At 71.6% G+C, this 12,177-nt stretch carries 10 protein-coding genes and 1 pseudogene; 1 reads left to right on the plus strand and 10 read right to left on the minus strand.

Features of this window, described 5'->3' with window-relative positions; genetic code table 11:
• Positions 1 to 28: 28 nt before the first annotated feature.
• The 7 genes from mhpA to ACWGJ5_RS22740 form a co-directional block, all read right to left on the minus strand.
• Complete coding sequence (gene mhpA, locus ACWGJ5_RS22710) at positions 29 to 1,696, minus strand: bifunctional 3-(3-hydroxy-phenyl)propionate/3-hydroxycinnamic acid hydroxylase MhpA (protein WP_453311490.1); 1,668 nt, start codon at positions 1,694 to 1,696, stop codon at positions 29 to 31.
• Entirely contained in the window at positions 1,693 to 2,844 is a 1,152-nt protein-coding gene (locus tag ACWGJ5_RS22715; protein ID WP_453311491.1) for a VOC family protein, read from the minus strand. Before ACWGJ5_RS22715 ends, mhpA begins: the two co-directional genes overlap by 4 nt.
• 148 nt (positions 2,845 to 2,992) lie before the next feature.
• A complete protein-coding gene (locus ACWGJ5_RS22720) occupies positions 2,993 to 4,759 on the minus strand; it encodes an FAD-dependent monooxygenase (RefSeq protein WP_453311492.1) in 1,767 nt (588 codons plus the stop codon).
• Positions 4,705 to 5,685 carry an amidohydrolase family protein gene (locus ACWGJ5_RS22725; protein ID WP_453311493.1) on the minus strand — a complete coding sequence of 327 codons (981 nt, stop codon included), beginning with the start codon at positions 5,683 to 5,685 and terminating at the stop codon, positions 4,705 to 4,707. The genes ACWGJ5_RS22720 and ACWGJ5_RS22725 overlap by 55 nt, the downstream gene beginning before the upstream one ends.
• A 132-nt stretch (positions 5,686 to 5,817) precedes the next feature.
• Positions 5,818 to 6,168: a DoxX family protein gene (locus ACWGJ5_RS22730; RefSeq protein WP_453311494.1), complete on the minus strand. Its 351-nt coding sequence runs from the start codon at positions 6,166 to 6,168 to the stop codon at positions 5,818 to 5,820.
• Positions 6,169 to 6,240: 72 nt separating this feature from the next.
• Positions 6,241 to 8,157 (minus strand): acyl-CoA synthetase, encoded by a 1,917-nt coding sequence (locus ACWGJ5_RS22735; RefSeq protein ID WP_453311495.1) that lies wholly within the window; start codon positions 8,155 to 8,157, stop codon positions 6,241 to 6,243.
• Between the two features lie 95 nt (positions 8,158 to 8,252).
• The gene (locus tag ACWGJ5_RS22740; protein WP_453311496.1) at positions 8,253 to 9,206 is read right to left on the minus strand and encodes a fumarylacetoacetate hydrolase family protein; all 954 of its coding nucleotides are present in this window, start codon (positions 9,204 to 9,206) and stop codon (positions 8,253 to 8,255) included.
• Positions 9,207 to 9,355: 149 nt separating this feature from the next.
• Here ACWGJ5_RS22740 and ACWGJ5_RS22745 point away from each other — a divergent pair, with 149 nt between their 5' ends.
• Entirely contained in the window at positions 9,356 to 10,015 is a 660-nt protein-coding gene (locus ACWGJ5_RS22745) for a TetR/AcrR family transcriptional regulator (RefSeq protein WP_453311497.1), read from the plus strand.
• Between the two features lie 344 nt (positions 10,016 to 10,359).
• On the opposite strand, the gene ACWGJ5_RS22750 is transcribed toward ACWGJ5_RS22745, so the two are convergent.
• The 3 genes and pseudogenes from ACWGJ5_RS22750 to ACWGJ5_RS22760 form a co-directional block, all read right to left on the minus strand.
• Positions 10,360 to 11,214: an AI-2E family transporter gene (locus ACWGJ5_RS22750; protein WP_453311498.1), complete on the minus strand. Its 855-nt coding sequence runs from the start codon at positions 11,212 to 11,214 to the stop codon at positions 10,360 to 10,362.
• Positions 11,145 to 11,456 (minus strand): hypothetical protein, encoded by a 312-nt coding sequence (locus ACWGJ5_RS22755; RefSeq protein WP_453311499.1) that lies wholly within the window; start codon positions 11,454 to 11,456, stop codon positions 11,145 to 11,147. The genes ACWGJ5_RS22750 and ACWGJ5_RS22755 overlap by 70 nt, the downstream gene beginning before the upstream one ends.
• Positions 11,457 to 12,083: 627 nt before the next feature.
• Positions 12,084 to 12,177 (minus strand): annotated as a pseudogene (locus ACWGJ5_RS22760) (transposase); the annotation flags it as partial.

Consider the following 12,177-nt stretch of genomic DNA (forward strand, 5'->3'; position numbering starts at 1 on the left):
CTCCTCCGCGAGGCGGATTCAGCAGCCGTCACAATGGTTCCGTAGCCACGGTGGTGGCGCCCCCGGCTGCCCGGTCGCGGCTGCACAGCATGGGTGCCCAGGCTGTTGCGGCGGCCGCGAGGTCGTCTCCGCACGTCCTGCCGGGGCGGCGCCGGGCTGCGGTGGCGAGGACGACTCGGTCGGGACGGAGCAGGACGGCTCCCGCGGTGCCCATCCAGTGGACCAGTTCGCTTGTGCCCGGATCGGCACCAAGGTCGGGGCTGCCTGGGCCGGGTTCCGGTCGCCGGGTGTTTTGCAGCTGGATGACACGGGCGTCCAGCGCTCGTACCAGCGCGTACAGGGCTGGGCTGAGCGGCGCGGTGGCCAGGAGCGCGTAGTCTTCGCCGAGCAGGTCGTCCAGCGGGCGTGGGGTGCCGTCGACATCGGGGACCAGGGGTTGGGGGCACACGGTCCCTGGGCGCGGGTGGCCGAGGCGGCGGCGGGAGCTGACCAGGGGCCCTGGCCTCAGCGGTGGGCTGACAACGGACAGTACGCGATCGGAGGCGCCCGGCAGGCGGGCGATGGCGGGCAGGACAGCATTGCGGGCCAGTGCGGTGCCCGTTTTGCCGCCGGTCATGAGAGCGCCGACGCCCACGGCGGTGCGGATCAGCTGCCGTGCGTGGCGGTGGCGTTCGGCTTGGTAGCTGTTCAGCAGGGCCTCGTGCGCGCGGCCGGTGATGACGCGGGCGAGCTTCCAGGCGAGGTTCTGGGCGTCGCGCATACCCGCGCCCATCCCTTGTCCGATGAAGGGCGGCGTGAGGTGGGCGGCGTCGCCGAGCAGGAAGACGCGGCCCTTGCGCCAGAGGTCGGCGACCTGAGCTCGGAAGGTGTACGAGGCGGTGCGCACGACGTGGAGTTCGTCCTCGGAGATGCCCGGCGTCCAGGGGGCGATCAGCGCGAGCAGACGCTTGCGGTCGGTGAGCTCCTCCGGCTGCTCGCCGGCGCGCAGGCGGAACTCCCAGCGGTAGCGGTCCTCGCCGACGCGCATGTAGGTGGCTGCTCGCTGCGGGTCGCAGACCTGGTGGACGCCGTCCCAGACGGGCAGCGGCCGACGGCAGCGGACGTCGACGACCAGCCACTGCTGAGCGATGGCGAGGTCCTGCATCCGGGAGCCGATGGAGGCGCGGACCAGGCTGTTGGCGCCGTCGCACCCCAGGACCGCGTCGGCCAGAAGCGTGTGGGAGCCACCGGTGTCCTCGTCCCGGAAGGAGACCTCCACCGGAGCGCCGCTGTGCGGGGGCGGGGTCACGGCGGTGACCTCGATGCCTCCGCGAAGCGTCACCAGGGGGTGGTTCGTGAGGTTGTCCCGGAGCAATTGCTCTAGTTCGGGCTGGTCGAACATGTTGGCCTGGGGAAAGCCGTGCCGGCCGCAGGGGTTGTCGCGCAGGAACTCGGCCAGCACCCGGTGGGAGCCGTCCAGCAGCCGCATACCGCGGGCGGGGCGGCTGATCTCGCTGAAGGTCTCATGGATGCCCATGGCCTGGAGGATGCGGTGCACCTCGTCGTCCAGGTGGACGGCGCGCGGCAGTGGGTACGGGGCGCGGTGGCGCTCCAGGACCAGGGCGGCCACGCCGTGGCGGGCGAGGAGGGTGGCGACGGTCAGCCCGGTGGGCCCGGCACCGATCACCACGACGGGCACGTGCTCGGGGGCGGTCACTTGCTCAGGGCTTTCATCAGGCCCAGCAGGCGGGCGCGGTCGATTTCGTTGTCCTCGCGCAGCGCGGAGACCGCCTGCAGGAGCGCTCCCGGCGAGGGGGTGGTGCCGAGGAAGTCGCGGGTGGCGGGCGGGCCCCACTGGGCCAGGCCGGAGGCGGACATGGCGGCCCAGCCGGGTTCCAGCGTGTGGTCGAAGACGTCGCCGTCGGCGAAGTGCTCCATCATGAAGCGGTCGGGGTCACGCCAGTAGTCGAAGATCTGGCTGCCCTGGATGTGCCGGCCGATGCCCCAGGAGTGGCGGTATCCGCGCTCGCGCAGGTACTCGCCGCCGGCGGCCAGCACGTCGAGGTCGGCGACCTGATAGGCGGAGTGGACATAGCCCGTGTCGGGGCCCAGGTGCATGGCCAGGGTGTGGTGGTCGGCGGGCTCGCTGCCGCGGTCGCAGCGGATGAAGGCCATGGTGGGGCCGCGGTCGCGCTGCCCGTCCAGGTAGAGGAAGTCGCTGACGATCAGGCCCAGGTGCTGCAGGTACCAGTCCAGGGCGCGTCGGAAGACCCGGGTGGAGAGCACGACGTGGCCCAGACGCTGCACCTGGGAGGGTGTGCGGGGCGGGCGCTGCGTGGCGTTGATGCGGGCGGCCGCGGTGGTGGTGCCGGTGTTGAGGACCAGCGGCTGCTGCAGCGGCTGTGCGGGCTGCTCGGTGACGCCGTGGACGACGCGGACCGGGATGCCGGAGGGGTCGAGCAGGTCCACCGCGCTGCCACCGCCGTACTCGGTGAGGGTGCGGACCTTGTGGCCGGTGGCGCTCGCCAGCCGGTCGAGGTCGGCGGCGTCGGCGGCCTGGAAGGCGGGGCCGATGAACCGGGAGGAGGGGCCGCGGCGGATCACCAGGCAGTGGGTGCCGGCCATGGCGCCGCGCAGGTAGAGGGCGTCGTCGGTGCGGGCGGCGGTGGTCAGGCCGAAGTCGTGGGCGAAGCTCTCGGCGCGGTCCAGGTCGGGCTTGGTGAACTCAAGCCAGGCCAGGTCGACCACCTTGATGAAGGGCTGGGCCGCGCGGCCGGGCTGCTCCCCGAGCAGGGCACCCTGTTCGCTGTGCAGGCCCTGGTGGGCGTCGGCCGTGGGGGCGGGTATGGGCGTCGGGTCGTTCATGGCGGATCCCTTCGGGCGGCTCTCCCGCTACGGCGGTGTGCGGCACGGTCGCGAGATACAAGTAAGGGGTGGAAGGGGGCGGGGGTGTGGCCCCGCCGACCGTGTCAGCGGTCGGCGGAGCGGGTGGCACCAGCGGTGGCGGATTCCGCTACCGGGCCAGCAGAGTGTCCAGCGCGGTGGTCAGGTCGGCGACCGCGTCGGTGGCCGCACCGTGGGTGCGCCAGCCGATGAAGCGGTCCGGGCGCACCAGAACGGCGCCTTGCGGGGTGTGCCCGCGTGCGGCGGTCCAGGTGGAACGCAGGTCGCGGTAGTCGCCGTCGAGGTGGCCGACACGGATGGCGTCGAGCGGCAGCCCGCTGGTGGTGGCGATCTTCTCGGCCGCTTCGCACCAGGCGTGGCCGTCCTCTCCGGCGATCAGCAGGAAGCGGCCGGGGCGGACCAGGCGGGCCAGGGCCACGCGATGGCCGTCGGGGTCCTCGAGCCAGGCGTGGGGCAGCGGGTGTCCGGGGCGGGCGGCGGGCTTGTAGATGCGGACGGGGTCGGGGTTCTCGGGCGCGGGAGTGCCGTCGGGGATGACGGCGGCGGAGTCGTAGTTGTAGCCGAACTCGATGCCCAGTTCGTTGAACTCCATGGACTGGGCGGCCACGGTGGCCAGGAAGGTGCGGCGGAAGCCGGTGTCGGCGGGGTCCTTGCTCCACAGGCGGCGGGCCTGCCGCCAGTTCTCCTCCGTGTCGGCCTGCGGCCCGCCGCCGAAGAGGGCGTTGATGGCTATGTGGTTCATGGCGTTTTCCAGCGAGCGCTGGACGTTGGTGGCGTCCGACGGGCGCCGCTCGGGTTCGTAGGTGTCCAGCAGGGCGTCGCCGGCATGGCCGTTCAGGACGGCGGCGATCTTCCAGGTGAGGTTCTGGACGTCGTGCATGGCGGAGGTCAGGCCGAGGCCGCCGGTGGGCGGGTGGCGGTGGGCGGCATCGCCGGCGATCAGGATGCGGCCGACGCGGTAGCGGTCGGCGACCACGCCCTCCAGGGACCAGCGGGAGATCATGTGGACCGTCACCTGGTCCTCGGTCAGCCCCAGCGCCGTGCACAGGTCGGACAGTACGGACTCGTCGTCCAGCGCGCGGCCGTCCTCGGACCCGTAGTTGATGTGGAAGACCCACTCCTCGGACTCCGGGCCCCAGTGGTCTGGGCCCATGGGCACGAGCACGCCCGGGATACCGAGGTCGGGCAGCCACAGCCAGCGGATGAGCACGTCAGGGTCGGTCGCCACCTGGGACAGGTCGGCGGAGATGTGGAAGGAGACCACGCGGGCGAGGTTGCGCACGCCCTCCTGGACGATGCCCACGGCGGGGCCGACCGTGCGGCCGCCGTCACAGCCCAGCAGGTAACGGGCCCGCACCCGGTAGGTCTCGCCGGTGCCGCGGTCGGTGACGGTGGCGGTGACGCCCTCGTCGTCCTGGGCGAGTTCGGTCAGCTCGTGGTGGAAGCGGATCCGGCCGGGCGCGAGTTCCTCGGCGCCGGCGCGCAGGACCGGCTCCAGGCGGATCTGGGGCAGGTTGGCCTGCCGCTCGGGGCTGGCCGCCAGCCACTCGGGTGAGCGGCCGCCGGCTCCCCAGGCCTCCATCTTGGCGACGCGGCGGCCGTAGTCCTCGCCCTCGCCGGCCAGGCCGACGTACCAGGCGCTGTGGGACATCTGCTCGGCAGGGGTGGAGGCGGCGTAGATGGTGTCGGCCACGCCGGCGTCGCGCATGACCTCCATCGCGCGCTGGTTCAGGACATGGGCCTTGGGCAGGATCGAGGTCTGCGGCCAGGCGGTGACCAGCAGGGACTCGACGCCGATGCGGCTGAGCAGCATCGAGGCGGTCAGTCCCGCACCGCCCCCGCCGACGATGAGGACAGGGATGTCGATGTCGTACATGGGTACTCCGTGGGATGTCGCGGCTCGGGGCCAGGGGGCAGGGGACGGCTCAGGCCAGGCGGACGAACAGCGCGCGGGCGTTGTCCTGGCCGGTGGCGTGGGCCGGCGGAGTCGAGGCCGGGGTAGCGGTCGTACTCGCCGGTGAAGTGCGCGACGGCGACTTCGGGTGCGAAGGGCCAGTCGGTGTCGAAAAGCACCCGGTCGGGGCAGGCGAAGGCCAGCAGGCTGGGCAATGCCGAGGGGCTGCCGGACAGGGCGGTGTCGAACCAGAAGCTGCGCAGGTCCTCGAGGATCTCCTCGAAGTCGCGGCCGGTCTCGGCGACCAGGGCGGCGGTGACCCGGTGGGCGGCGTAGGGGAGGAAACCGCCCGTGTGGGACAGTAAGATCTTCAGGTCGGGGTAGTGGCGTGGGACGCCGTGCAGGACCAGATGGGCCACGGCGCGGGTGGTGTCGAGAAGGAAGTCCGCGGCCAACGGAGGCAGTCCGGGGACGGGCGGGGCGAGCAGTTCCGAGGGATGGACGAAGACGACGGCGCAGCGCCGGTCCAGTTCGGCCAGGAGCGGGTCGTGGCCGGGGTGTCCCAGGTAGACGCCGTCGGTGTTGGCGAGCAGCACGACGCCGTCGGAGGCCAGTTCGTCCAGGGCGTACGTGGCGGCGGCCACGGCGGCGAGCGGGTCGTGCAGTGGCACGGTGGCGAAATAGCGGAACCGGTCGGGGCGGTCCTGGACGAGTTCCGCGCCGAACTCGTTGACCTGCCGGGCCATCGTGACCGCCTCTGCGCCGTCATCCAGCCAGCTGCCGGGGCGGACAGGGACAGCACTGCGGTTTCGATGGCGTAGGTGTCCATCAGGGCGATGGCGTGCTGGCGGCTCCACGGCGGCAGTTCGCGGCCGCCAGGAGCGTGGATCCCCTTCGATTTCAGCCACCGGGTGTGGGCCGGGGGCAGCAGATGCTGGTGGACGTCGATGCGGCTCATGGTGGGTGCTCCTCCCGGTGCCCAGCCGGCGGCTGGGCGGTCACGGCCGCGTTGGACGGCGCCGGCCACGGGGCGTGGCCTGCTAGCGACTGGCCAGCAGGACGAGATGGACTGCGGCCAGGGCGCCCACGACGGCGGCCGGCAGGCAGCGCCTGGCCGGGCCGCCGCTGCGCAGGTGTACGACCACGGCCCCGGCCATGAGCAGGATCAGGCCGACTGAGGCGGCCGGACCGAGCGCGGTGATCCGCAGACCGGCCAGCAGCCCGGCCGCGGCCGCCACCTCCAAGGCGCCCAGCAGGCGGTAGTGGGTGGTGGTCATGCCGACGTGGGCCGCGGCCTGCCGCATCGCGGGCACTGCCGCGAGCTTGGCCGACCCCAGCAGGAGGAACAGCGCGGCGAGGACGACGGCCAGGACGGTGGTAGTGGTGCTCATGGAGATTTCTCTCTGTGCGGAAGGGATGGTCTGCTGCCATGCGGAAGCGGATCGTTGCGGCCCGGGGTCGGGTCAGGTGCCCGGGGCGTACTGCCAGTTGAGGACGTACTGGTCGAGGGCTGCAGTGACCCCGTGCCGCACCGCCTCGTCGGCAGGGGCAGGCACCATGACGCGGACCCCTCCGTCGTGCGGCCGGCACACGATCCGTTCCGGGTCGCACTGCGCGCCTTGGGCGGCCAGTTCGGCCAGGACCGCGCGGCGGGTGGCATCCAGTCGCAGGCCGAGTTTGTAGGGCTTGCCGACGGCGGTGAGCGGGATGGCGTCGATCACGACCACCTCCCGCGGTGCGGCAGCGCGCTCCGGGGCCCGTTCGGTGGCCCAGGTGAGTAGCCCTGCGGGATCCACGCGGGCGCCGGGGGCGAGGGTGACGTAGGCGACGGGCACCTCGCCGGCGTGCGGGTCGGGGCGGCCCACCGCCGCGGCTGCGGTGACCTCCGGGTGGGTAAGGAGGGCGTCCTCGATCCCGGCGGGGTCGATGTTGTGACCCCCGCGAATGATCAGGTCCTTGGCGCGGCCGGCGAGGGAGATGAAGCCGTCGGCGTCGATACGGGCCAGGTCGCCCGTGTCCAGCCAGCCGTCATGGATCTTCCCGGCGGTCTCCAGGCGTGGCCCGTGGGCGGTGTGCTCGGCGACGTAGCCCGCGAAGACCGTGGGCCCGCTGACGGCGAGCACCCCGGTGGCGCCCGGCGGCAGGTCCTGCCACTTGCCGGTGTCCGGGTCGATCCGCACCGTCTTGACCTGCTGGTAGGGCAGACGTCGGCCGACGCTGCCGGGCCGGGTCTGGCCGGGCACGCCGAGGGCGGAGGCGCAGGTCGCCTCGGTCAGCCCGTAGCCCTCGCACAGCGGGATGCCGGTGTGCTCCTCGAACGACTCCCGTACGGCGGACGGCAGTGGGGAGGCGCCGACGGCGGCGAACCGCATGCTCGAGATGTCCGCGTCGACGGGGACGCGGGCGAGGACGGAGTACACGGTGGGCACCGCCGACATTGCGGCGATGCGGTAGTGCTCCACCAGCTTCCAGAACACTCCGAACAGCTCGGGATCGCGGTAGCCCAGCGGCCCGGCCCACACCACCCGCTGGCCGCGCAGCAGCGGGCCGAGAAGGGTGACGATCAGGGCGTTGACGTGGAACAACGGTAGCCCGGCGAACATCACCGAGTCCTTGTCCAGGGGGATGCTCGCGGCCACCATCCAGGCATCGACGACCTCGTTGGCGTGCGTGTGCGCGGCGAGTTTGGGCGTGCCGGTGGTGCCGCCAGTGTGGAAGTAGGCAGCCAGGTCCCCGACGGCCGGGGGGGCGATGTCCACCAGCCGGTCGGCGGGATGGGACGCGGCCAGCTCCGTGAGGTAGCCCACGCACACGCCCTCGACCGGCTCCAGAGCGGGGGCGGGGTCGTCGGCCGCGGTGGGGGACAGGGCCAGCAGCGCGTCCAGGCGAAGGGAGGCGGCGACCTGCCGGGCCGTGGCCCACACCTGCGCATCGAGCTGCGGACCGGCGGCGATGAGCACCCTCGTGCCGCCGCGCCGCAGCAGTTGCTCGACGTGCTCGGACGTCAGGCCCGGGTTCACCGGGGCGGCGATGCCCGCGGCCTGTGCGGCCAGCAGGGCGGCGGGCAGCTCCGCGGTGTTCGGTGCGAGCAGGCCCACGGCGGCACGGCGGGTGACGCCGAGGGAGCGCAGCAGGTTCGCCGTGCGATGCACCTGGTCGCGTAGCTGAGCGAAGGTCGCCGTGGCGGGGCGCAGGAAGCGCTCGGCATCGGGCAGCACGGTCAGGGCCGGGCGGTCGGGCCAGAGGCGGGCAGCGCGGATCAGGGCGTCGTAGGTGGTGGCGGGCAGACCGCGCTCAGGGAGCGGGACGGCCTCGATGGCGGGCAGGTCCGCGTGATTGTTGTGGGCGGGCCACAGCAGGTCGGTGGGTGTGAGTGTCACCGGTGCGCCTTTGCAGGGTGAGGGATGGGGGTGAGTGGCCGGCCCGGTACGGGGATGCCGGGCCGGCCGGTCCCGGGCGGGGGTCCCGGGAGTCGTCAGCGGGCGCGCACCACCGTGCGCTGCTCGCCGAGATCGAGGACGCCGTCGTCGGTCGCGATGCGGGCCGTGACGATGTCGCCGTCCTTCAGGTAGTCGGGATTCCTCTCCTGGCGGGCGAAGAACTTCTGCCAGCGCTTGTGCGGGGGCAGCAGGGCGGCCAGCGTGGCCAGGAGCTTGCCCGGGGACTTGAGGGCGGTGCCGCCGGGCGTTCCGGTGAGCAGGACGTCACCGGGCTTGAGGGTCTGGAAGCGGGCCAGCAGGCTGAGTGCGCGCGGGGGCCGGACGATCATGTCCGTGGTGGTGCGATCCTGTCGCGTGGCCCCGTTGACCTTCAGCGTGAGCCGCAGATCCGGCAGGCGCGCCAGGTCGTCCGCGTCGACCAGAAGCAGACGGGGGCCGAGGGGGGTGAAGGTGGGGTACGACTTGGACTCGTAGAACTGGGTCTTAGGCAGCTGCAGGTCACGCGCGCTGACGTCATCGGCGACGACCAGCGCGGCGACATACTCCGGCAGGGTGGCGTCGGTGACCTCGGTACCGACCGGCAGGTCCGCGCCCATTACAAGGCCGAGTTCGACCTCGTAGTCCAGGAAGCGCACGTGCTGTGGACGCATGATGTCCTGGTAGGGGCCGCTGACGGACCCGGAGGCCTTGCGGAAGAACGCGGGCGGGACGGTGTCCGGGTCGAATCCGGAGTCCACTGCGTGGGAGCGGTAGTTGACCATCTGCGCCACCACCCGGCAGGGGGTGGTGACGGGCGACACCAGCTCCCCTTCCCCAGCGGAAAGCCCGGCGTCCGGGTCGGCCGCGGCGCGGGCGGCCGCCTCCTGCACGGCGAAGCGGTCGGCGAGCAGGCCGGCGGTGGTGTCCGCATCGGTGTCGACGCGGTGCAGCCGTCCTGTGCCGCCCTCCACCCACCAGCCGTCTGTGGTGCGGACGACCTGGATACTCATCGGCTCTCCTGAGTCCTGGCAGCGTCGACCGGAACCGCTCCTTCGAACAGCCCCCGGTCAGTGGTGATGAAAGAATCAGTCCAGATGACCTACTCGTCAAGAGATGCTGACGTAACAATCACCACTGATCTGTTGGGTAGAGTGTGGGGATGACTACCGACGGACAGGGCAGGACCGGCAACCGGGCCCCCAACCGCCTGGACCGGCGGAAGGCACGCACCCGGGCCGCACTGGTCGCCGCCGCGCAGAGTCTTCTCGCTGAGCAGGGGCGGGCCGACGTGAGCATCCAGGAGATCACCGAGGCGGCGGACGTCGGCTTCGGCTCCTTCTACAACCACTTCACCAGCAAGGACGAGTTGTTCGACGCCGCCGTCGCGCTCACCCTGGAGGAACACGGCGCCCTCCTGGACTCCGTCGTAGGAGACCTGACGGACCCGGCGGAGGTCTTCTCCGCCAGCGTCCGCCTGACCGGCCGGCTGCGGCGCACCCACCCGCAGATGGCCAGGATCCTCGCCCGCACCGGCGTGCCCTACCTGACCTCCGACAGCGGATTGGCCCCGCAGGCGATGCGGGACCTGCAGGCCGCCGCCGACAGCGGGCGGCTGGACATCGACGACCCGCATAGCGCCGTCGCCATGGCCGGCGGCGCCCTGCTCGGAGTGCTGCACCTCCTGGAAACCTGTCCCGACCTCGATACCGAGCGGGTCACCGATCAACTGGCCGCGCGCCTACTGCGCATGTTCGGCCTGACACGCACCGAAGCACAGGAGATCGCCACCCGGCCGCTGCGGGCCCTGCCCGCGACTTGACTTGGGCGATGTCCGGCGCACGCAGCGCGTCGCGGACCTCACCCGCCGGGTGGGGCGGCACCGTGGTGCCGGATCGGCGAGCTGATCGCCAGGTCCGCCCCTTCCGGTGGTCAAAGCCCTGCACCCCCGACCGGCCTGTCGCGTCGCGGACTTGCACGATCTTTCAAACACGCTCGGGCGCGACTGAACGTCCTGGCCAAGAACGTGTTGGTGCTCGCCCGCGTCAATCACGAGGAGCCCTACTGACCCGAGGGAGCAGCCCAGCCACCTGACGGCGAAAGGCGCAGTCGTCGACCTGGGCGAACTCCGCGCTGCGCTTGTGGCGGCCGGTTTCCGTGTGGCGGTCATTCGAGGTCGTCGGACCGGTCGGCGTTCTCGGGGCGGTTGTCTGCCCGCATCGGCAGCGGCCGACCGTCGCGGTGAGCCCAGATGTCTCCGAGGACGACTTGGATGATGCCGGTGACGGGAATCGCCAGGAGGGCACCGAGGATCCCGGCGACGTCGGCGGCGATCAGGATGGCCAGCAGCACGGTGAGGGGGTTGAGTTTCACCGTCCGAGACAGGATGACCGGTTGCAGGAGGTGGTTTTCGGCCTGCTGATAGACGATGAAGAAGGCGATGGCTCCGATGCCGGCCGGCAGGGAGTGGACGAACGCCACCGTGGAGGCGACGACAGCCCCTATGGTGGCTCCCACCAGGGGAATGAGGTCGGTCAGGGCGACGAAGAGGGCCAGCAGGCCGGCGAACGGCACTCCGGAAACCAGCAGCATGACGTAGGTCAGGAGCCCCCAGATGACGCTGATCAGCAAGTTTCCGGTCAGGTAGCCGTTGACGGTACGGGCGCACGCGGTTCCGACGCGGCGTATCCGGGCCGCTGGCGCCTCGTCCACGAGCGCCAGGGACCGATCTATGGCCTTGGGGCCCTCCAGCACCATCAGATAGGCCAGGACGAAAATGGTGAGAGCGCCTGCCGCGGTGCTCGCGGCACTGCGGATGAACTTCAAGGCAGGCGTGCTCAGTCCGGTCGCGAACGCGCGGATCTGCGCCCGATGCTGACGGACATACCGCAGAGCGTGCGTCCGCTCCAGCAGGTTACCGACTGGCCCGCGGCCGGCCTGGGCGTCCCTGATCATCGCGGGCAGACGACCGGCGAACCGGCTTCCCTCCTGGGCCAGGGGGATGACGAACAGGGCGAGCACAGCGCCGATGCCGCGGCCGCTGCCAGGAAGACCAGCAGGGTGGCCACCGACCGTCGGCACCGCGGTACCCGTCGCTGCAGCGCTTCGACCGCCGGATGAAGTGAGACGGCCAGGAAGACCGCGATGACCGCCCAGATCAAGACCCGGCGAGCCTGGACCACCAGCTCGAGTACGACGTAGGTGGCGAGCACCAGACCGATGGTGGCGAGGATGGTTCGCACCGGAACCGGACGCGTCGCCATGGTCATCGGGTGCCCGGCCCCGGTCCCGGGAAAACGAGAAGACCTCCTCGCCCGGTGAGCCATATTCCCGCGCTGTCGCACTTGACAGCCTCTGACACGGTCTGCGGCGGGTCGCCTCCAGCCGCCAAGCAGCGGATGCCTCGGTCCCCAATGGATCGTTCTCAAGGCGGCCGTGTCCAGCTACGGCGGTGCTGGCACCAATCGCTGGACTGCCGGCAACGTCCTGGGCGTTGTCGCCGCGATCGGCTGGCGCTGGAGAAAGCCCCGGTCGGCCTCTCACCGGTATGTCGTGGATGTAAAGCGCACCACGGTAGGGAGATCCCCCCGACCTGGCCTGGTTGGCGGTGGCGGGTCGACCCCGTATATCCCAGGTGCGGATGCCCAGGCCGAGCTGCAAGCTGATGCCGTAGGTCGTAACTGTCGAAGGAAGTGTCATGGTGGCGGTGCCCGCAGGTGCAATCGCCGGACCGTCGGCCCGGTGGGGGACGGTGCCGTCAGCTGCGGGCGTGATCGCGGCAGTCCTGTTGCCGCCAGTGGTGTGCGCCGGGCTGACGCATCCGGCTTTGGGGCACGCGCCGTGACCGAGAACGCGTCGCGACCGACGACCGGCGCGCGGCGGCCCTATCTGACGGCCATAGCCACATAGATCGGCCGGTTGGCGACGGCGCCGTCGCGGATCTTCACGTGGATGGCGTCGATGAAGACCACCGGATAGACGACG

It is taken from the genome of Streptomyces sp. NPDC054783 (assembly GCF_053611725.1).

Bases quoted from the DNA above. Each gene is read 5' to 3' on its own strand.
- ACWGJ5_RS22715 (WP_453311491.1), bottom strand. From the start codon at position 2,844: ATGAACGACCCGACGCCCATACCCGCCCCCACGGCCGACGCCCACCAG.
- ACWGJ5_RS22720 (WP_453311492.1), bottom strand. From the start codon at position 4,759: ATGTACGACATCGACATCCCTGTCCTCATCGTCGGCGGGGGCGGTGCG.
- ACWGJ5_RS22730 (WP_453311494.1), bottom strand. From the start codon at position 6,168: ATGAGCACCACTACCACCGTCCTGGCCGTCGTCCTCGCCGCGCTGTTC.
- ACWGJ5_RS22740 (WP_453311496.1), bottom strand. From the start codon at position 9,206: ATGAGTATCCAGGTCGTCCGCACCACAGACGGCTGGTGGGTGGAGGGC.
- ACWGJ5_RS22745 (WP_453311497.1), top strand. From the start codon at position 9,356: ATGACTACCGACGGACAGGGCAGGACCGGCAACCGGGCCCCCAACCGC.
- ACWGJ5_RS22755 (WP_453311499.1), bottom strand. From the start codon at position 11,456: ATGGCGACGCGTCCGGTTCCGGTGCGAACCATCCTCGCCACCATCGGT.